We start from the raw sequence: 21,262 nt of genomic DNA, 5'->3' as shown, positions 1-21,262 counted from the left end.
AATAGCTAAAAGCTCAATGCCAGCGCGCTGGCATTGAGCTTTTTAGTTTCAAATAATCTAGTGCGGGGCACTCATCCCCCCCTTTTAGCCGTTTGTATAAAAGGGTGTATTATACCCGTTAAAAAATAAGAGGTTTATGATGCCATTCTAACCACTTTTAGTTCATGAAAAACAAATACTTAAAGGGCGCTCATTTATCTGAGCGTAAATTTAAGGAGATACTACGGCTATTTGCCGAGGATCTCACGGCCACTCAGATTGCCAGCATAAGTGGAGTAAGTCGGGTTACTGTTAACAGTTATCTTAAGAAAATCAGACAACAGATAGCCCGGCACTGTGAATCTTTATTGCCAACCGACCCCTTACGTTCAACTACTACTAATGAACGGAAAGCAGTCCCAGCCACTCAAGACTCCGACTCCCCAGTTCCCGTAAAAACAGATGTTAGCCGGAATATCAAACCAGTTGTCTTTGGTATCTATCGCGCATCTGACCGTTTGTATACTGAGATTTTGCCCGATGTAAGCCGTTCCATGATTCATTCTGTAGTCAGGAGTAACCGATCAATATTGGAGACCCAGGCTGCAGCAGACAAGATCAGGCGTTTCAGCAATGTCGCTGATCTGGGACAATACAGGCTTTACAATCTGGAAAATGAGGGAACAAACCATGCCTCCGAGGATGTAGATGCATTCTGGGGATTAACCAAGCATCGTCTGGCCAAATTCAAGGGTCTGAACCGCAGCACGGTATATCTTCACCTGAAGGAATGTGAGTTTCGGTACAACCACAGGAATGAGGATATCTATGAAACGCTGTTGGAATTGTTGAAGACACAACCACTTAGCCTGTCGTAGGGAAAAGTGAAAAATTCGGGGAGGGAGCGCTGCCAGCCTTTATGAGAGGGCCGGCCAGCGGTATGCGTACATGTGGAATGCTGGTTAATTTCCCCTTTTAGCTGTTATTAGACGTACATTTTTATTTAAATCTGGTTTAACCCGGATTTAGATTTTGGTTGATGAGCGCGCAGGCGGTAATCATACCGCTTGCCCTTTATTGTTTTTTCTAATATGAATTTATCAAGATAAAAAAATAGGGTTTCTATAACATTATTTTGACAATATGTTGAAACTTAACTTAGGCAAGTAGCCCTTTGAAACCCTCTATATTATTCTATTGTTACAATTCTATGACAAAACCTGCCCGAATAACATGAAAATTGTATATGGGTTTTAACATTTTATTAAGTATCTTGCCGACCTATTAAATAATAATAAAGTAACATTACAACAACAGAAATCTAAGCCAAAATCAATTGTCGATGAAAGAAGCTGCTGAGACGGATATGTATTGTGCATACAACCCAACATTATGACAACATAATCACGTGAGGTGCTTACTGAACAAAACTTGTGAACTGTATTTTGGTGCCCGGAAATATTGCATGGAGACGTGTAGTAAACGGTTAATTTTATTGGTTTTGCTTAAAGAGATGATCTAACAAAGTCAGGATTTATTATTATTTGGTTACACAGAATTAGGGGTCGCTTGTATTCTATTTAAACAGCATTGATAGTAACGGGGGAGAACGTGGAGACGTTAAAATGAACAAGAGAATTGCCTGTTTGCTTATGAATTTTATACTGCTTTGTTATGCGCCGTAGTGGCGTGGGAAATGGTTTTTGCATTTTTATGAATTGAATATTGCTTATTGCTTATGAGGAATACTGATATAATTGTTAACAAGTTCATTTTATCAAATCAATTATCTTTTATGAAGAAAGGATTACTCCTATGGCTGTTCGTGGCCATGAGCGTGTTGCACACGTTCGCACAAACACGAACAATTACGGGAAAGGTAACTGATACCAAAGACGGGTCTCCCTTACCTGGAGTGTCAGTTATAGTGAAGGGCACTAGCAAAGGTACAGTTACAAGTGCCGATGGTAGTTATAAAATCGATGCAGGTGCAAACGATGCCCTGATATTCTCCTTCATAGGATATGTTAACCAGGAAAAAGCCGTAGGCGGTGCAGCAAACATTTCTGTTGCCCTCGGTACAGATAATAAACAACTGAATGAGGTAGTGGTAACCGCACTGGGTATCACCAAAGAAAAGAAATCCCTGGGTTATAGTGTTCAGAAGATCGGAGCTGATGAGCTGATCAATTCTAACGAGCACAACGTTATCCAGGCGCTGGCTTCCAAAGCTGCCGGTGTACAGATAATTGGTTCCGGTGGTACTCCGGGTGCTTCTACCAAGATCATTATCCGTGGTAACTCTACCTTCAATGGTGAGAATCAGCCTCTGATCGTTATCGATGGTGTGCCTATCGATAACAGCACCAACTCTACTGTTGCAAGAAACTATGCTTATAACTCTAATCTGGCTGGTGTAAACAACTCAAACCGTGCATTGGATATCAACCCTGATGATATCGCCTCTGTAACTGTACTGAAAGGCCCTGCTGCTGCTGCACTATATGGTGCTAGTGCTGCTTCCGGTGCAATCATCTACACTACTAAAAGAGGTCGTTCTGGTGCTACCAGAGTAGCTTACAGCTTTAACGCAGGTTTTGATAGGGTGAGCAAGCTGCCTGAGGAGCAAAATACTTATGCTCAGGGTAACTGGGTAAGTGGTGTTCCTACTTTCCAGGAAGGTGCTACTCCTTATAGCTGGGGTCCAAAAGTCAGCTCAATCAGCGGTGCTAAGGTATATAACAACACCGATGAATTCTTCCAGACTGGTCAGAACTTCACACACGATGTATCTATCACCGGTGGTAACGAGAATACCTCTTTCCGTATGTCTCTGAACCGTGTTGATCAGCAAGGTGTTGTTCCTACAACCGATCTGCAGAGAACAACTGTTCGTATCAATGCTGACTCTAAAATCTCCGACAGGTTGACAATGGGGGTTTCTGCTTCTTATGTACTGACTGAAGGTACTAAGGCTCAGAACGGTTCTAACACTGCGGGTGTGATGCTGTCTCTGATGAGAGCGCCAGTATCCTGGAATCTGGCTGATTACAAGAACGAAGATGGCTCCAGCAAGAACTATTATGCTTTCTATGACAACCCATACTGGGGTCTGTATAACAACCCTTACAAAGATAAAACTGACCGCTTCTACGGTAACGTGAATACAACCTTTAAAATCACTGACTGGTTGTCATTGAACAACCGTACCGGTGTGGATATGTACACTCAGTTCAGCAAACAGATCTTTGCAATCGGATCTAACGCCGTGAGTGACTACCTGGGTCAGATCGAAGAAAATACTTTCACCAGCCGTGATCTTTATTCAGATCTGATTCTGAGTGGTCATAAAACTTTCGCTGAGAAGTTTGACCTGACCGCTAACCTGGGTGGTAACGTTTACCAACAGCAAGGTCAGAACGATTATGGTAAAGGTACACAGCTGTCTATTCCTAACTATTACAACCTGAATAACGCTTCTACCCTGTATGCTGATAACTCTTCTACTACAAAGAGAACATCTGCACTGTACTATGATCTGGAATTTGCTTACAAAAACCAGTTCTTCCTGACTACTACAGGTCGTAACGAGTGGTCTTCCACTTTCGGTGAATCTAAAAACAATTTCTTCTACCCTTCAGTAAGTGGTAGCTGGATATTCTCTGAGATAGTACCTGCAAATAACGTAATCACTTACGGTAAACTGCGTGCTGCGATCGCTGCGGGTGGTAAGAGCCCTGGTGTTTATGCTGCTAACACAGTGTACACTAACCCTAACTTCGCTGACGGTTTCACCGACGGTAACTCCTTCCCTTTCATGGGTCAGAACGGTATGAGCTACAGCAGTACGCTGGGTAATAAAGGTCTGAAACCAGAAAGAAGCGTGGAAAAGGAAGTAGGTTTGGATGTTAAGTTATTCTCTATCGTGAATTTGGAATTGACTTATTATAATAAGCAATCCAGCGACATCCTCGTATATAGACCTATTGCTGGTTCTTCCGGTTTCCAGTACATCCTGGATAACGCTGGTAAGATGCAAAACAAAGGTGTGGAAGTATTGGCTTCTGCTGATGTGCTGAAGCTGAAAGACTTCACCTGGAATGTTCAGGTAAACTGGTCAATGAACAAGAACAAAGTTCTGGAACTGGCTCCTGGTGTAGAAGAAAACAGTGTTGAATCTGCATTCACATCAATCGGTTCTTATGCTATCGTAGGCCAGCCTTATGGTGCACTTTATGGTACTAAATGGGCTCGTAACGACGAGGGTCAGATCATCATCAGCTCTTCAACCGGTTTGCCTACAGTAGCTTCTGCTAGTGGTAACCTGGGAAATCCTTTCCCAGATTGGACTGGTGGTGCAAGAACTACCTTCACTTACAAGAACTTCACCCTGTCTGCTCTGCTGGATGTAAGACATGGCGGCAAGGTTTGGGATGGTACCGTAGCAAGAATGAACAACCTGGGTAGAACTGCTGAATCTGCAGACCGTGAAAGAACTTATGTAATTCCAGGTGTGGTATTAGGTTCTGATGGTAAATACACTGCAAACACTAAGGAAGTATCTGCACAAAGCTACTACCGTGTTTATAAAGGTGATGCTGCTGGTTATGCTGTTGAAAACTCTGTTGAAGATGGTGGCTGGGTTCGTCTGCGTGAACTGAATCTGGGTTACAAATACAAATTCACAAGCACTAGCCCGATCAAATCTGTAGAACTGACGCTGACTGGTCGTAACCTTTGGTTACATACCAATTACAAAGGTGTAGATCCTGAAACTAGCTTAACTGGTGCTGGTTCTAACCTGACTGGTTTTGATTACTTCAACAACCCAGGTACTAAAACTTATGCAGTTGGTCTGAGAGTTGGATTCTAAGGTGTGCATTAAAAGGTATTATTGAAAATAATTACAACGACTAAGTCATGAAAAAAGTCTTAATATTTTTAGCATTGCCGCTGTTATTCATGGCGGAAAGCTGCTCAAAGTTCACAGAAGGTTACGGCGAGAGCCCTAATAACCCAACAGTTGCAACTCCTCCGTTGATCCTGTCTGCGGCAGAACTCGGTCTTTACAGCACCTACACGGGTACGCTGGCAAGAATCTCTGCTACTCTGACCCAGCAAACCGGTGGTGTTCAATATCAGATGCTGGAAATCGATAAGTATCAGCTCCTGTCTACTGGTAACACCAACGACTGGAATAACCTGTATAACAACATCGTTCAGCCTGCAAATGACCTGATCGAAAATTATGGTGCTACCAACGAACAGTATGCTGCTGTAATGAAAATCATGAAGGCAATGGCACTGGGTGTCGCTACTGATATCTGGGGAGATGTACCTGCTACCGAAGCTGGTTTGGGTAATATTACCGGTAATACTACTCCAAAATTCGATACACAGGAAAGCATCTATGCATACATTCAAACACTGCTGAGCGAAGCAATTACTACGCTGAATGCTACTGATGGTACTAACAACTACACTATTGGTTCTGATGACTTCATCTTCGGTGGTGATCTGACCAAATGGGTAAATACCGCTCACATCCTGCAGGCTCGTTTTGCTAACCGTCTGAGCAAAGGTGATGCTACTGGTTCTGCAACTACTGCACTGGGTTACCTTTCAAGCGTAACTGATGCTGGTGATGCTATGGCTGTTTACGGAACTGTTACCGCTGAACAAAACCAGTGGAATGCATTCAACACAGACAGAGCTAACTATATCAAGATGGGTAAATTCCTGGTTGATATGATGCAGTCTGACAGCGATCCACGCTTACCTTACTATGCTGCAAAAACAGACGATGATACATACGTAGGTGCTGCTCCTTCTTCTGAAGACCTGACAGCTTCAAACGTAGGTGATTATATCGCTGGTGCGGGTGCGCCAATTCCTTTGGTAACTTATTCCGAAGCACTGTTCATCAAAGCTGATGCTAGCTTCCGTTTGGGTAACTTGGGTGATGCTGCTACCTACTACAACCAGGCTGTAATCAAGGCTGTAACCCAGGTGACTGGTTCAGCTCCTGATGCTACTTACATCGCTGCTCACGCTTCTGCAACTGCTGCGACTATCACAGAAGAACAGATCGCAACCCAGAAATATATCGCCCTGTTCACACAGATCGAAACATGGGCTGAATGGCGCAGAACTGGCTACCCAACGCTGACTCCAAACGCAGACAACGTAACCGGTACAGACGCAATTCCAAGAAGACTGCCTACTGTAAACGACGAACTGCTTTACAACAAAGCAAACGCTGTAAACGTGACAGACATCTTCGCGAAAGTATGGTGGGATGCTTTGTAATCCTTTCAACTCTTTATATTAAAAAAAGGCGTGTGTCTCTAAGATGCACGCCTTTTTTAATTGTTATTTCTCCCCCGAATTTTTTATATTAGTACAGACTAATAATCCAAAACTCAAAATAGCTAAGAACCAAAATCTGAACACAACGATCCATCATTTTTAAAAAATCAAGGAATACCTATTTGTAGCCATCATTGTGCCCATGTGGCGTGCAGCTCCCTTATGTATGCACCTATCATAACCCACTTTGATCTCTTTAAATTAACTCCCTCATGAAAACATCTGTACTCCTATGGCTTTTGCTAGCCATCAGCGTGGTGTCCACGCATGCCCAAACCCGTACCGTCAAAGGAAAAGTAACCGATGTCCACGATGGTCAACCTATCCCCCTCGCCACTATCAGAGTAGCAGGAACGAACAAAGGAACTACTACCGATCAGCAAGGTAATTTCTCTATTAACATCGAATCAGGGCAATCCCTGCAGGTATCGTCTGTCGGCTATTCATCCGTTACTGTCGCTGTAACCGGTCAGACAAATGTATCTGTAACCCTGGGGACGGACCAAAACGTATTGAGCGAATACATCGCTACTGGTTACACCAATACCAACAGAAGAACCCGAACCAGCGCTGTTGGTGAAATCACTGCCGAAGACCTTGAGAACAAAAACTACGTTGATATTAATCAGGCATTACAGGGCCAGACGCCGGGTGTTTTCGTTGGTGGCAACTCAGGTATGCCCGGCGCTATTCAAACTGTCAGAATCAGGGGTATAGGCTCTATTAGCGCTGGTTCCTCTCCGCTCTATGTGATGGATGGTGTGATTATCGATGGCAGAGACCTGAATGCCGCAGGTTCCCTGGGTGTACAAAGCAATGACCTGCTGGCAAACCTGAACCCCAATGATGTGGAAACCATCACCGTGCTGAAAGATGCCTCCGCTACTGCCCTCTATGGTTCCAGAGGCGCTAACGGCGTCATTGTAATTACCACCAAAAAAGGTAAATCAGGTGTTTCTACAGTCGGCATCAATGCACAATATGGTAAAACAGAAATGACCAGAGGCCATGCTGCATTAATGACACCTGCCGAAGCCCTGCATTATGACAGAGATCTGCTGGCCATCAATGGTACATCTCAGGCAGATATTGATGCACAGTTTCCCATGTCGCTACTCGACAACGCCTTTGACTGGGGCAAAGCCGGCTGGCGAAGAGGTACTAACCAGGTACTCGGTGTCACCAGTTCCGGCGGTACTGAAAAAGCGAAATACTATGCCTCCGGCGGATATGAAAAAGTAGATGGTCCGATGATCGGCACAGGCATGAAACGCTATTCTGTAATGTCCAACGTGACCTCTAAAGTGAATAACCAGATTGACCTGGCACTTAACCTGAATCTGTCCTACACTGACTATAATTCTGCTGGTGGTGGAAATTTTTATTCCAGCCCTATTTTAGGCGCTTATTTCGTCTCTCCCTTCCAGAGTCCTTACAAGCCAGACGGAAGTATGTATACGGGCAACGAAACGGAGTTTAAAGCGGTCTCCAAGAATAACTTCCTCTACTCCTATTCCCGCAACTCAAATAAGCTGAATAATTTCAGAGGCCTGGGTGGCCTGACAGTATCTTATTCATTTACTGACTGGCTCAAGATCTCCGAAAAGGTAAATATGGACCTGGTATATGGATATGCACATCTGTTCACTGATCCTACTACCCACGATGGTTATAACAGTGCAGAACCCCTGAAGAGTGGTGATATCTTCGACCAGTTAGTGCGCACTACTACGCTGACCAATCAGCTCTCTGCCTCGGGTAGCATTCCACTTGCAAAAGATCATTCCCTCAATTATATCGCGGTGATGGAATACGATCGCTTTAACAACATCAGCTTTGGCGCAGAAGGTATCGGTCTTGTATCCGGTAACCTGAAAGTACTGGATGTAACCTCTACACCTCAGGATGTGAATGGTAACGGTACTGACTATACATTTGTGTCTTACTTAGGACAACTCAATTATAATTATAAAGGTCGTTATACGCTCAATGCTACCTATCGTAACGATGGCTCTTCCCGCTTTGGTGTAAACAAGCGCTTTGGTAATTTCTACTCTGTCGGCGCTTCCTGGATATTGATAGATGAACCTTTCATGCAATCGCAGAAAGTATTGTCCGATCTGCGTTTGAGAGGTAGTTATGGTCTCACCGGTAATGCAGATTTTGACAACTTTGTCGCCACTGCATTGTATGCATATAATACATCTTACAATGGTGCACCTGGCAATGCGCCAAGCACCATTGGTAACAAAGACCTGACCTGGGAAAAGAATAAATCATCTGACATCGGACTGGAAGCAGCTGTGCTGAATAACAGACTCAAACTGACGTTCGATGTATACAAGCGTATCACAAATGGTTTGCTGATGAATACCCCTGTATCGAGTACCAGTGGCTTCACGCAGCAACAGGCGAATGTGGGTAGGGTACAGAACAAAGGCATTGAAGCCATGCTGACCAGTACAAATGTAAAATTCAATGGATTTGAGTGGCAGACAGAACTCAACTTCTCTATGAACAGAAATAAGATCCTTGAATTGTATGGCGGACAGGATATCACAGGTTCTATTACAATACAGCGTGTCGGTTATCATGTGACCAGTTGGTACATGGCCAGATGGGCAGGTGTTGATCCTGAAAATGGAAACCCATTATGGTACACTGCCGATAACAAAACAACCAGTAGCCTGAATGCTGCAAACAAAGTAGTGGCGGGCAATGCAGAACCAAGATATATAGGTTCACTGACCAACAGATTCTCTTATAAAGGCATTGGATTATCGTTTATGTTTTACGGCCTGACAGGCAATAAAGTGCTGAACCAGACAAGGGCAGTATCAGATGCAGATGGTGTATACTTTGGTTACAATTACAGCAAACAACAAGGACAAAATTACTGGCGTCAACCTGGTGATATTGCAGAAAGACCTAAACCTAAAAAAGGAGGTAATAATTCTGCAAGTTCCGTTACTTCCAACAGGTTTTTAGAAGACGGTAAGTTCCTTCGTCTCAAGGATGTTACACTCTCTTATAATCTGCCTGCCAGATGGTTAAAATATGCAAAAATTACAAAGGCATATGTATTTGCTACAGGCACAAATTTAATTACATGGACAGGTTATACCGGCTGGGATCCTGAGCAGGATTCAGGGGCCAATGAATTCTTCAGATATCCACCTTCAAAGACGGTAAGCCTTGGTTTAAATGTAAACTTCTAAACTGCTGAAACATGAGAAACTTTATCATCTATATATTCCTTTTATTATCTTTTACTGCATGCAATGATAAGCTCACATTATCGCCAGCAGTACAACTGCCTACTGAAGATGCACTCACTGATATTGCCGGGGTAAATGCAGGTATCAGCGGTATGTATGCAGGTATGCGTTCCGTGAATTATTATGGGCGAAATTTTTTAGTGATACCTGAATTAGCTGCTGATAATGTATACTTGTCTGCGACTAACAGTAATCGCTTTTCGTCTACTTTTCGTGTCACCTGGCTCACATCTGACGGGGATATCACAAGCCTCTGGAATCAGACATATAATGTTATGCTGAGAGCAAATAATATCATCAACAGTATTCCTGCATTAAAAGATGGTACAGATGCAGAAAAGAATAGTGCATTAGGTCAGGCGTTGTTCGTCAGGGCACTCACACATTTTGATTTGCTGCGGGTTTTTGCACAGCCCTATGCTATTGGTGGTGGTAGTGCACCGGGCATTCCTGTTATGACTAAATTTGAAGTAGGCTCACCTGCCAGAAATACTGAGGATGAAGTGTATACACAGATCATCGATGATCTTACACAAGCGAAATCATTACTGGAAAGTGATGCCGGTAATCCATATAATGCAAACGCATATGCTGTATCTGCATTGCTCGCAAGAGTGTACCTCTACAAAGGTGATAATGCAAATGCTGTAACGGAATCTTCTGTAGTTATTAATTCAGGTGAATATGCAATAATCACCGCAAAGGATTTACCAGATTTCTACAACACACCCGGTACAAGTGAGGATATCTTCACACTCAGGGTATTGTCTACTGAATCATTAGGTTCTGATGATGTAGGCAGAATATATCTGAAACCCGGTTATGGAGACATTCGGGTATCGCCAGATATCGTAAAAGTATTTGATACTGATGATGCACGCTACACATCATTTATACTTCCATTTAGTGGAAGTCCTGCTGAATATGAAAATGAGAAGTTCTATGGCCAGGATGGAATTTCAGGATTGTATAGTCCTAAGATATTACGTATTTCAGAGCAATACCTGATACGTGCGGAAGCAAATGCAAAGCTGGGTAATTATGTAGCTGCTATTGAGGATGTAAATGCTATTCGTGCAAATAGAAAACTACCTGATCTTGTAAATATTCCTGATGCCGATGTACTTGCAAATGTACTGTTAGAAAGAAGGAAAGAATTGATGTTCGAAGGGCATCGTTACTTCGATCTGTTGAGGAATAAACAGGATATTGTAAGAACATTTTGTGGGGATGCAGTAGAGTTAAATACACCTGCCTGTACGTATCCTGCTACCTCTCCAACAGTAATACCACCGATACCTCAAAGAGAAATAGATGTAAACAAAAACATACAACAAAATGCCGGCTACTAACCTGCTCACATTATCCCGGCCTGCGTTAAACCCCTAAAAACCAAAAACGCTTTTGCCTATGGCAAAAGCGTTTTTGGTTTGATATTTAATACCAGTTATTTTATCACTTCTTTCAACTTCGCTTCCAGCGCCTCTCCTCTCAATCCAATTCCCAAAATCTTCCCACTTGGATCCAGCAACATATTCGTCGGAATGGAATTAATTCCATACAAAGGCACTACCGCAGACTCCCAGAATTTCAGATCACTTACATGCGTCCATGCCAAACCATCTTTCTGAATAGCCTCTACCCATGCTTCCTTCTTCTTATCCAAAGACACACCCAGCACAGTAAAGTTTTTATCCTTATAAGCATTGAACGCCTTCACTACATTTGGATTCTCCATACGACAAGGCTGACACCAGCTCGCCCAGAAATCAACCAACACAAACTTGCCCTTGAATGAACTCAGACTTACCATCTTCCCGGAAGGATCAGGCAAAGAGAAATCAGGTGCTACCTGACCCACCTGCAATGCAGTCATATTCGCATCTACTTCACCAGCCTGTTGCTTCAGCATCTGCTCCAGTTTACCAGTTAATCCAACTACCAATGAGTTAGTAGGGAAATGGCTCTTCACTTCAGCAATTTCTTTTCCGCTGCTCATCAAAGACTGTGGATTGATCATGCTCAGTGCAAACGCAGCAACAGCAGGATTCTTGGATGTAGTAGCCGCATGCATTACAAAATCAGTTACTTCTTTTTCTTTTGCTTCCAGTGCGCTGGATTTTGCCTGTATCACGCTGTCACCGGCGCCGCTCTTTGCCATGCTATCCAGTGCAATACTTTCTTCTGTTAGTGAACGACTCTTAGCGCTTACATCATTGAGCAGCTGTTGCAGTTCAGATGAAGCTTCAGCGTTTTCAAATTTCACCAGTTCCAGGTTATTCAGATCACCAGTCACAGTCATGGTACCCGCATCCAGTGCCAGCAAAATGAAGTGCTGCTCATCTTCACCAAAGCGAATACGGTACAGTCCCTGTTCTGGCAGCATACCTTTCAGGGTAAACTTGCCACTGGCATCTCTCAGTGTCACAGAATCCACTATTTTCAGGGTATCCATAGACAGCTCTTCCAGTACAACAGTACCTAAAGGTGCATTATCAATTTTGCCATTGATCACAAAATCCCCTTTCTCGGTTTGCTGGTGACAACCCGCCAGTACAAAACCGAAGGCTATCGCCCATAATGCTAATTTCTTCATATAGATCAGTTGTTATTTAAGTTTTTCAGCCAGCAATTGATTGGTCAGTTTTGGATCGGCTTTACCTTTGGATGCTTTCATGACTTCACCCACAAACAGAGCCATCAGGCCTTTCTTCCCTTTGCGGAATTCTGCCACCTTATCTGGGTATTTATTTAATACCTCATCAATGATGGGGGAAATATTATCTGCATTGTTATCCTGCAACAGGTTGAGACGGGTAGCAATTTCCAGCGGTGCTGTGGCTGGTTCCAGTAACAGTTCCGGGAATATGCGGGAGGAGGCGATGGAGAAGCTCACTTTACCATCTTCTACCAACTGAATGAGGGCGGCCAGCGCCTTTGCGGGCAGCGGGAAGGCAATCATATCAATACCCTTTTCATTGAGGGTGGATTTCACTGGTCCCAGCAGCCAGTTAGCCACAGCTTTGTGTTTTGGGATCAGAGTTACCACCTGTTCAAAGTAGTCAGCAGTGGCTTTGTCATCACAAATTACTTTGGCATCGTAATCAGAAAGGCCATATTGCTGTACATACTTGTGCACCAGTGCTTCAGGCAGCTCAGGTAGTGATGCCCGGATGCTTTCGAGGAATTCGTCGGTAAAAAAGAAGGGGGCGAGGTCCGGCTCAGGGAAGTAACGATAGTCATTCGCTTCTTCCTTGGAGCGCAGGGAGTAAGAACCACCGCTGCCAGCGTCGAAACCGCGGGTTTCCTGTACGATCGTACCTCCACTCTCAACGAGGGTGATCTGGCGTTTTATTTCACTTTCTACCGCGCGTTTTACATTGCGGATAGAGTTCAGGTTTTTTACTTCTACTTTAGTGCCAAGTTTGGTCTCACCTTTCAGGCGGATGGAGATGTTGGCATCACAGCGCATGCTACCTTCTTCCATATTACCATCGCATACATCTACCCACCGAACCAGGCGGCGGAGCACCGTAAGGAATGCATAAACCTCATCACTGCTGTGCAGGTCCGGTTCAGTCACAATTTCCAGCAGGGGTACACCAGCACGGTTTAAATCGACCAGGGTAAAGTCCGGATCCTGGTCATGCATAGATTTTCCGGCATCTTCCTCCATATGGATGCGGTTCAGCTGTACAGCCCTTTCACCATCTGCAGTAGGAATCACGACGCGGCCACCTACACAGATAGGCGCCGTATGCTGGGATACCTGGTAGCCTTTCGGCAGGTCAGGATAAAAATAGTTCTTGCGGGCAAAGTAGTTCTCTTTTTCGATGTGGCATTCACAGGCCAGACCCAGCCTAATGGCATATTCCACTGCCCTTTTGTTTAGTTTAGGCAGGGTACCCGGGTGCCCCAGGGTAATTGGGCTGATATGCGTATTGGGAGCGCCTCCGAAAGCAGCACTGTCACCACAGAATAGTTTGCTCTCTGTTTGCAGTTGGGCGTGTACTTCCAGGCCTATCACTACCTCATATTTGTCAAAATCGATGCTTGCGCTCATATTATTATTATGCTGTGAACGCAAATATAGAAAATGACGGGTAGAAAGGGGAATGTTTACCCTTTTGAAACGTAATATTGAATTTTAACAAAATTTTATTAAACTTGCACTTGCAACTGTTTAATCTGTATTTCCACTTTTTTAAACCACTTGCCAAGCCATTTGGCCTATATTCTTCTGACGACACTATTATTTAACCTTTTTTCCTGTTTAAAGCGGTAATTAGCCACTGTGCGTAGCGATTTTCGACGTTGGGACTTACCATTTAACCACTATTTATCCCTATTCTGGAAATACGGGTTGTGCCTTTTTAGTAACTTTCAAGCATGAGCATTGAAAATATTTATCAGGTACAGCAGGCCTTTTTTGCCTCCGGCGCTACGCTTTCTTACGCTTATCGCCGTAAGCAGCTGAAGCTGCTAAAAAAGGCTATAAAGCGCTACGAGCGTCGTATCATGGCTGCCCTGCATGCCGATTTACACAAGCCTCCTATGGAAGCCTTCGGCAGCGAGGTGGGGTTGGTGTACGGGGAAATCAAGTACTGCTTAACACACCTGAAACGCTGGATGCGACCGGAATCCGTAAGCAGTCCATTCATGCTCTATCCTTCCAAAAGTAAAATTCATCGCTCTCCACTGGGCCAGACCCTCATCATTGGCCCCTGGAATTATCCTTTCAGTCTGATCATTACCCCACTCATCGGCGCCATTGCCGGTGGTAACTGCGCGATTCTGAAACCATCAGAAATGGCGCCTAATACAGCTGCTGTAATTATCACGCTTATACAGGATACCTTCGCCCCTGCCTATATCACCGTTGTAGATGGAGAAGGCAGTGAAGTGATTCCGGAGTTAATGAAACACAGGTTCGATCATGTATTCTTCACCGGCAGCACGAATGTGGGTAAGAAAGTATTGGAAATGGCGGCACCTCACCTCACCCCTGTTACACTGGAACTGGGTGGCAAATCTCCCTGTGTGGTAGATGATAAGGTGGATATACAGATAGCTGCCAAAAGAATCATTTGGGGCAAGTACTTTAATGCCGGCCAAACCTGCATAGCACCAGATTATGTACTGGTGCACGCCAAGGTAAAAGAGGACCTCATCGCTGCCATGAAAAAGACCATCATCAGCTATTATGGGGAAAATCCGGCCCTCAGTAAACACTATGCCCGGATCATCAGCAAAAAGCGATTCGATACCCTCCATAGGTACCTGTCAAAAGGTAAAATTCTGTATGGTGGAGATACTGATCCTTCCTCTTTGTACATCGGCCCTACCCTCATGGAAAATGCAGCAATCGACGATGAAATATTCGGCCCCATCCTGCCCATCATGACTTACGAACACCTGGGCGATGCCATTCAGTATATCAAACAGCATCCAACTCCACTATCACTCTATGTTTTCACAAATAGAAGCAGTACGGAAAAGACGCTCATCGAGCAGTTGAGATTTGGGGGTGGTTGTGTAAACAATGTACTAGGGCATTACACCAATGTAGAACTCCCCTTTGGTGGGGTGGGATACAGCGGTATGGGACAATACCATGGCAAATACAACTTCCTGACCTTTACCCATGCCAAAGCCGTGATGAAAACTGGTACCTGGCTGGATATAAAGCTGAAATACCCTCCTTATCGCGGGTTAGGGTTTCTGAAAAGGCTCATGAAATAATAAATAGCTGCATGGACATAAAATGTAAAAAGAGGTTGCCTCCGCTCATGGAGACATCCTCTTTTTACTAAAGGCGGAACAATATGCTTGCCCTATAAATCCGCTTTATGCAATCTCTTTGGTATTTTCACCTGTAAGGTCTGTGTTTTTCCATCTCTCTTTACCTGTACATCTACAGTGCCCTTATTTTTATTTTCCCTATAAGCATTTGTCACATCGCGGGTAGAACTGATGCTCGTTCCAGCAAGGGAGGTGATGATATCTTTAGGTTTAAAACCTGCTTTTTCTGCGGCAGAACCTGGGGTTATAGCCAGTACCACAGCGCCATTTCCATCTTCAGTGTCTTGTACAGACAGACCCAGTTTCACATCATTTTCACGACGGTCATCCCTGTTAAAACTACGTGGCACACCACGATAGTCTTCTCCATCCTCATCTTCACGGAAGTCAAAACGACCACCACCATTTGGCGGCATCATACGGAAGAAATCTTCCGGCCCATCATTGTCATCACGACCACGGTTGAAACCAAATTCAGGTTGCTTTCTTTCATCCAGCGTCACGGTCGCAGTGCTTTCTTTCTTATCACGCAGGTAGGTCACAGTCACTTTATCGCCAGGTTCATGCTTACCAATTTTCTCAAACAAATCTTTGGGCTCTTCGATCTTATCAGCATCTACTTTTGTGATCACATCACCAACTTTCAACCCAGCTTTATCAGCAGGACTTTCTTTAGACACATCTTTCACAGTCGCACCTGCAGCTTCTTTCTTTTCAGTCAGTACACCCAGCAGCGCTTTGCCTGGGCGAATGTTGTCAGGTCCTTCACTGAAGAACTGCATGCTACGGTGTTGCGGCATGTTAAAGTTGAAGTTATTGCCATCCATCGGACGGATCTTGCGGCGGTATACAGAGATGTCTCCATCCTTGTAGGATTCCAGTTTTTCGCCATCTACCAACACATTACCATCCTTGATTTCAACTGTTACTTTTCCGTCCTTATTGCTGTTTCTTTTGATAATGATCTCGTCGTACTCACCCAGTTTTTCGCCCTTGGGTGCTGGCTCCTGTGCGTAGGCCATACTAAAGGCAAGGCAGGTAAAACCCGCTAAAGCGATTTTTTGTAAGAGCTTATTCATGTGTATATGATTTACAAGGGCAAATTTATAGGGGGGAGGTATAAAGGAAAAGTTAAAATCGACAAGGGGGAAATGAAAAGCGCCCTCCGGTCGGAGGGCGCTATAGAAAAGAAGTTTAGAGTAGCTCTTTTACTGCTTTGATCACCTGATCCAGCTTATCAGTTTCCTGACCACCGGCAGATGCGAAGGATTTCTGACCTCCGCCGCCACCTTTGATGAGGCCGGAAATTTTCTCCTTGATAATTTTAGGTGCTTCCAGTCCTTTGTCAGCCACTAAATTATCAGCGATCATCACTGCTACGTTTGCTTTACCACCTACATTGGCAGCGAAGACAAATACATAATCAGTCAGTTCTGTTTTCAGCTGGAAACACAGTTGCTTCAGTGCGTCGGCGCTGTTCACGCTTACTACACTACCGATGAAGTTGATGCCGTTTACTTTCTCCGCTTTTTCCAGCAGACCTGCAGCAAGTTGTTTTACCTTTTCCTGTTCAAATACTTCCAGTTGTTTTTCCAGACTAGCTTTGTCAGCGATCAGGGTTTCAACAGCCTTTACTGGTTCTTTCGGATTTTTCAGGGCTGCTTTCACCTCTTTCAGCTGTTGCAGTTGTTCATTTACAAAAGCCAGTGCATGAGCGCCGGTTACACCTTCAATACGGCGTACACCTGCAGCTACTGCACCTTCAGAGAGGAATTTGAAGAGACCCAGTTCGCCGGTATTACCAATGTGGGTACCACCACAGAATTCAACAGAGTAGTTTGGATCCATGATCACCACGCGTACAATATCGCCGTATTTTTCGCCGAACAGGGCCATAGCGCCCAGTTTCATTGCTTCTTCTTTAGGTAGTTCCTGTATTACGACAGGGATATTAGCGCGGATCTTTTCATTCACGATGTCTTCGATCTGCGCCAGTTCTTCGTCAGTCACTTTTGCAAAGTGAGAGAAGTCGAAGCGGAGGGCTTCAGGGGTTACCAGCGAGCCTTTCTGTGCTACGTGTGTACCCAGTACCTGGCGCAGGGCAGCATGCAGGAGGTGGGTAGCAGAGTGGTTCAGGGTAGTCTGCTGGCGTTTATCTTTATTGATAGTCGCGGTGACTGTGGTATTGATAGTAGCAGGCAGCTTGTCGGTAAAGTGAACGATGAGGTCGTTTTCTTTTTTGGTATAGGTTACGCTGATCTTTTCACCATCGAAATCCAGGGTACCGGTATCGCCCACCTGTCCGCCACTCTCAGCGTAGAAAGGGGTCTGGCTTAGTACGAGCTGGTATTGTTCCTTGCCTTTAGCTTTGATTTTACGGTATTTGGTTACTTTGGTATGGGTGGTATCCAGGCTGTAACCTACAAAGGTGGTACCGCTGTCTTCGAGGATGGTCCAGTCGCCCATATCCAGTTCGGTAGCGGCGCGGGAACGATCCTTTTGTTCTTTCATAGCAGCTTCAAAACCTTTTTCATCCACGCTGAAGCCCTTTTCAGTAGCTATCAGGTTGGTGAGGTCAAAAGGGAAGCCATAGGTATCCAGCAATTCGAAAGCCGTTTTACCATCGATAGATTTGGTAGCCACGTTTGCCACCATAATGTCTTCAATACGGCGTATACCGCTATCCAGGGTGCGGAGGAAATTATTTTCTTCTTCGAAGATCACTTTCTTCACAAAGTCAACCTGCTTTTGCAGTTCAGGGAATACGGTCTCAAACTGCTGAGCCAGTACAGGTACCAGTTCATGCAGCAATGGCTTTTTATAATCCAGGTAAGTGAAGTAATATCTAACAGCTCTACGCAGGATACGGCGTATTACATAACCTGCTCCTGTATTGGAAGGCAGCTGATCGTCTGCAATTGTAAAGCAGATAGCGCGAATATGGTCTGCCAGCACACGGAAAGTAACATCCTTTTTGCTGTCGGTAGCCTCGTATTTAGCGCCAGTCAGTTTTTCGATAAAACCAATAGTACCTGAAAATACGTCTGTATCGTAGTTGGAGAATTTACCCTGGATCACCCGTACCAGGCGTTCAAAGCCCATACCTGTATCCACGTGCTTAGCTGGCAGTGGTTCCAGGCTCTTGTCTTTCAGGCGGTTGAACTGCATGAATACGTTGTTCCAGATCTCGATCACCTGTGGATTGTCTTTGTTCACGAGGGTAGCGCCTTCCACCAGTTTACGTTCTTCATCAGGGCGGCAGTCAACGTGAATTTCGGAACAAGGGCCACAAGGACCGGTATCGCCCATTTCCCAGAAGTTGTCTTTTTTGTTACCCAGCAGGATACGGTCTTCTGCTACATGTTTTTTCCAGAAGTCGTAGGCTTCCTGGTCTTTTTCCAGGTTTTCCTTCTTATCTCCTTCAAATACAGTTACATACAAACGGTCTTTCGGCAGCTTATACACTTCTGTGAGCAGCTCCCAGCTCCACGCGATGGCTTCCTCCTTGAAGTAGTCACCAAAACTCCAGTTACCCAACATTTCGAACATGGTATGGTGATAGGTATCGATACCCACTTCCTCCAGGTCATTGTGTTTTCCGCTTACGCGCAGGCACTTCTGCGTATCCGCGACCCTTGTCCAGGCCGGGGTCTGGTTGCCCAGGAAGTAGTCTTTGAACTGGTTCATACCCGCGTTGGTAAACAGCAGGGTCGGGTCGTTCTTAACCACGATAGGAGCGGATGGCACTACATGGTGCCCTTTGGATTTAAAAAACTCCAGGAATTGCCGGCGAATCTCGGAAGCAGTCATAAGTATTTGAAAAAATTAGTATGTATTATAATTTTGTGTCACCTAAATGGCTTTAATTTGTATTTTAAGCCAACTAGTGGTGTTTAGAAAATTGACACTCAAAAGATTGCCCTTTTAGTCTAATTCCCTTAGGTTTGCACACCCTGTCGCATAAGCGAAAGGAGTGCAAAAATATTGAAAAAGTCAGAATGGCGAAGAATTACTGAAAAGCCGCACCCAACTTCATCCTCATTGTATGAATAGCCCCCCAGATGGAATTTACTACTGCTGTTAAAGCATAAGCCCGGCACATGAAGAAGGTAAAATACTTTTATAATACTCAAACGCTCAAATACGAAAAACTCGTAGTATCACTGCGCGTCAAGGTATTACGAATACTAGGATTTGTTTCAGCCGCCATTGTCACAGGATTTATTTTTCTATCCGTATCTTATAGAGTGCTGGATTCCCCTAAAGAGAAAAACCTGCGCCGTGATCTGGAAGTGATGAACGAGAAATATGAAGAAATGCAAGGCCGTATGAAGGAAGTTAAATCCCAGCTGGCCGAGCTGGAACACCGTGATAATGAGATCTATCGTGTTATATTCGAAGCCTCCCCTATCCCCGATAGTGCCAGGGCCGGCAATATGGCCAAGGAAGAAGAGTTCTCCCAGATGGCTTCTTTTTCCAGCAGCGAAATCATTGCCAGCACCGGATCTTTGCTGCAGGAATTAGTGCATCGCATTGGTATTCAGGCCAAATCTTATGAAAAGATTGATGACCTGGTAAAGAATAAACAAAAAATGCTCGCCTCTATCCCGGCCATCCAGCCGGTTTCCAACAAAGACCTGAAGCGTATCGCCTCCGGTTTTGGATATAGAATCGATCCGATATACAAAACTGTAAAGTACCATTCCGGTCTTGACTTCGCAGCTCCTGCCGGTACCCCCATCTACGCCACCGGCGACGGTGTGGTGGAAGAAGCCAGTATGAGCGATGTGGGCTATGGTAATCATGTGGTTGTAAACCATGGCTATGGTTACAGAACCCGCTATGGCCACATGCTCAGGATAAAGGTAAAAGCAGGTACAACTGTAAAACGTGGCGACGTACTTGGTTGGGTAGGAAGTACAGGTAAGTCTACAGGTCCTCACTGCCACTACGAAGTGGAAAAAAACGGGGAAAAAGTAGATCCTGTGTACTTCTTCTTCAACGACCTTTCTCCGGAAGAGTTTGACAGAATGCTGAAAATAGCAAGGTCCGGCAACCAATCATTTGATTAATAAATACATAAATTCTTCTAAGAAATCCGCTTCGGTCACCCGCCAAAGCGGATTTTTTGAATATATACCCAAAGTAGAAAAATTAAACTACCCCGGAATTTTGTAATTTGGTATTCATAAATGGATATGATGCAACAGCTGGATCTATTTTCTAACCTGGAGCCTAAAAAACCAGACCCTGCGCCCCCCATTCCCGAAAAGGAACCGGAGCCGCAGCAGAAACCAGTTGTGGAGCGACCTAAGATGGAAGAGAAGAACGATTTACCAAACATACCCAGCAGGATTCAGGTACAGTTACCTCCTGATATACCACCACCAGTGGCGGTATCCAGTCAATCTGTGACTGCCTCCCAGCCTCCCCAGAAGAAACGGGGACGCAAATCGCTGAAAGAAGTAGCCGATGATCCGGACCTGATCAAGACACTGGAAGCTGTGCCACTTGACAAACAATACTATTCCATTAGTGAAGTAGCAACGATGTTTAAAGTCAATACATCGCTCATCCGCTATTGGGAAAATGAATTCGATATACTCCAACCTAAAAAGAATAGAAAAGGCGATCGCTTGTTCCGCCAGGAAGATATCCAACACCTGAAACTGATCTATCATCTTTTACGTGAGCGTAAGTACACTATCGAGGGTGCGAAGCAAAAGTTAAAAGAAGATCGTAAATTGGCAGCCCGTAATTTTGAAATGGTACAGGCTTTGCTGAAGGTAAAAGGATTTTTAACCGAACTGAAGGAACAATTATAAAAATAAATT

The 21,262-nt window shown here is 44.5% G+C and carries 12 protein-coding genes and 1 pseudogene; 9 read left to right on the top strand and 4 right to left on the bottom strand.

The genetic code is table 11. The features are described 5' to 3' along the window. Positions 1–164: 164 nt before the first annotated feature. The 6 genes and pseudogenes from SIO70_RS33360 to SIO70_RS03715 form a co-directional block, all read left to right on the top strand. Positions 165–266, top strand: a pseudogene (locus SIO70_RS33360) (IS1595 family transposase); the annotation flags it as partial. A 267-nt stretch (positions 267–533) separates the two neighbouring features. Continuing rightward, positions 534–857, top strand: coding sequence for a hypothetical protein (locus SIO70_RS03735; protein WP_320579559.1), 324 nt, complete (start codon positions 534–536; stop codon positions 855–857). 917 nt (positions 858–1,774) lie between these two features. Next, a complete protein-coding gene (locus SIO70_RS03730; RefSeq protein WP_320579557.1) occupies positions 1,775–4,852 on the top strand; it encodes a SusC/RagA family TonB-linked outer membrane protein in 3,078 nt (1,025 codons plus the stop codon). 47 nt (positions 4,853–4,899) lie between these two features. Continuing rightward, entirely contained in the window at positions 4,900–6,288 is a 1,389-nt protein-coding gene (locus SIO70_RS03725; RefSeq protein ID WP_320579555.1) for a SusD/RagB family nutrient-binding outer membrane lipoprotein, read from the top strand. Between the two features lie 272 nt (positions 6,289–6,560). Continuing rightward, a complete protein-coding gene (locus tag SIO70_RS03720) occupies positions 6,561–9,566 on the top strand; it encodes a SusC/RagA family TonB-linked outer membrane protein (protein WP_320579553.1) in 3,006 nt (1,001 codons plus the stop codon). Positions 9,567–9,577: 11 nt separating this feature from the next. Continuing rightward, on the top strand, positions 9,578–10,978 hold the full coding sequence (locus SIO70_RS03715) for a RagB/SusD family nutrient uptake outer membrane protein (RefSeq protein WP_320579551.1): 1,401 nt from the start codon (positions 9,578–9,580) through the stop codon (positions 10,976–10,978). 95 nt (positions 10,979–11,073) lie between these two features. On the opposite strand, the gene SIO70_RS03710 is transcribed toward SIO70_RS03715, so the two are convergent. Both SIO70_RS03710 and gatB read right to left on the bottom strand, forming a co-directional pair. Then, positions 11,074–12,222, bottom strand: a complete 1,149-nt coding sequence (locus SIO70_RS03710; protein WP_320579549.1) for a TlpA disulfide reductase family protein — start codon at positions 12,220–12,222, stop codon at positions 11,074–11,076. A gap of 12 nt (positions 12,223–12,234) precedes the next feature. After that, on the bottom strand, positions 12,235–13,689 hold the full coding sequence (gene gatB / locus SIO70_RS03705) for an Asp-tRNA(Asn)/Glu-tRNA(Gln) amidotransferase subunit GatB (protein ID WP_320579547.1): 1,455 nt from the start codon (positions 13,687–13,689) through the stop codon (positions 12,235–12,237). Positions 13,690–14,015: 326 nt separating this feature from the next. Between gatB and SIO70_RS03700 the strand changes: the two genes are divergently transcribed. Beyond that, on the top strand, positions 14,016–15,368 hold the full coding sequence (locus tag SIO70_RS03700; RefSeq protein ID WP_320579545.1) for an aldehyde dehydrogenase: 1,353 nt from the start codon (positions 14,016–14,018) through the stop codon (positions 15,366–15,368). A gap of 92 nt (positions 15,369–15,460) precedes the next feature. On the opposite strand, the gene SIO70_RS03695 is transcribed toward SIO70_RS03700, so the two are convergent. After that, complete coding sequence (locus SIO70_RS03695) at positions 15,461–16,507, bottom strand: PDZ domain-containing protein (protein ID WP_320579542.1); 1,047 nt, start codon at positions 16,505–16,507, stop codon at positions 15,461–15,463. 115 nt (positions 16,508–16,622) lie between these two features. Further along, positions 16,623–19,238, bottom strand: a complete 2,616-nt coding sequence (gene alaS / locus SIO70_RS03690; protein WP_320579540.1) for an alanine--tRNA ligase — start codon at positions 19,236–19,238, stop codon at positions 16,623–16,625. A 290-nt stretch (positions 19,239–19,528) separates the two neighbouring features. On the opposite strand from alaS, the gene SIO70_RS03685 reads away from it, so the two are divergent. Beyond that, positions 19,529–20,500 carry a M23 family metallopeptidase gene (locus tag SIO70_RS03685; protein ID WP_320579538.1) on the top strand — a complete coding sequence of 324 codons (972 nt, stop codon included), beginning with the start codon at positions 19,529–19,531 and terminating at the stop codon, positions 20,498–20,500. A gap of 120 nt (positions 20,501–20,620) precedes the next feature. Next, positions 20,621–21,253: a MerR family transcriptional regulator gene (locus tag SIO70_RS03680; RefSeq protein ID WP_320579536.1), complete on the top strand. Its 633-nt coding sequence runs from the start codon at positions 20,621–20,623 to the stop codon at positions 21,251–21,253. The last annotated feature ends 9 nt before the right edge of the window (positions 21,254–21,262 follow it).

The organism is Chitinophaga sancti, from assembly GCF_034087045.1.
GTDB classification, from domain to species: Bacteria; Bacteroidota; Bacteroidia; order Chitinophagales; family Chitinophagaceae; genus Chitinophaga; species Chitinophaga sancti_B.
This window is presented reverse-complemented; position numbering and strand designations above follow the sequence as displayed.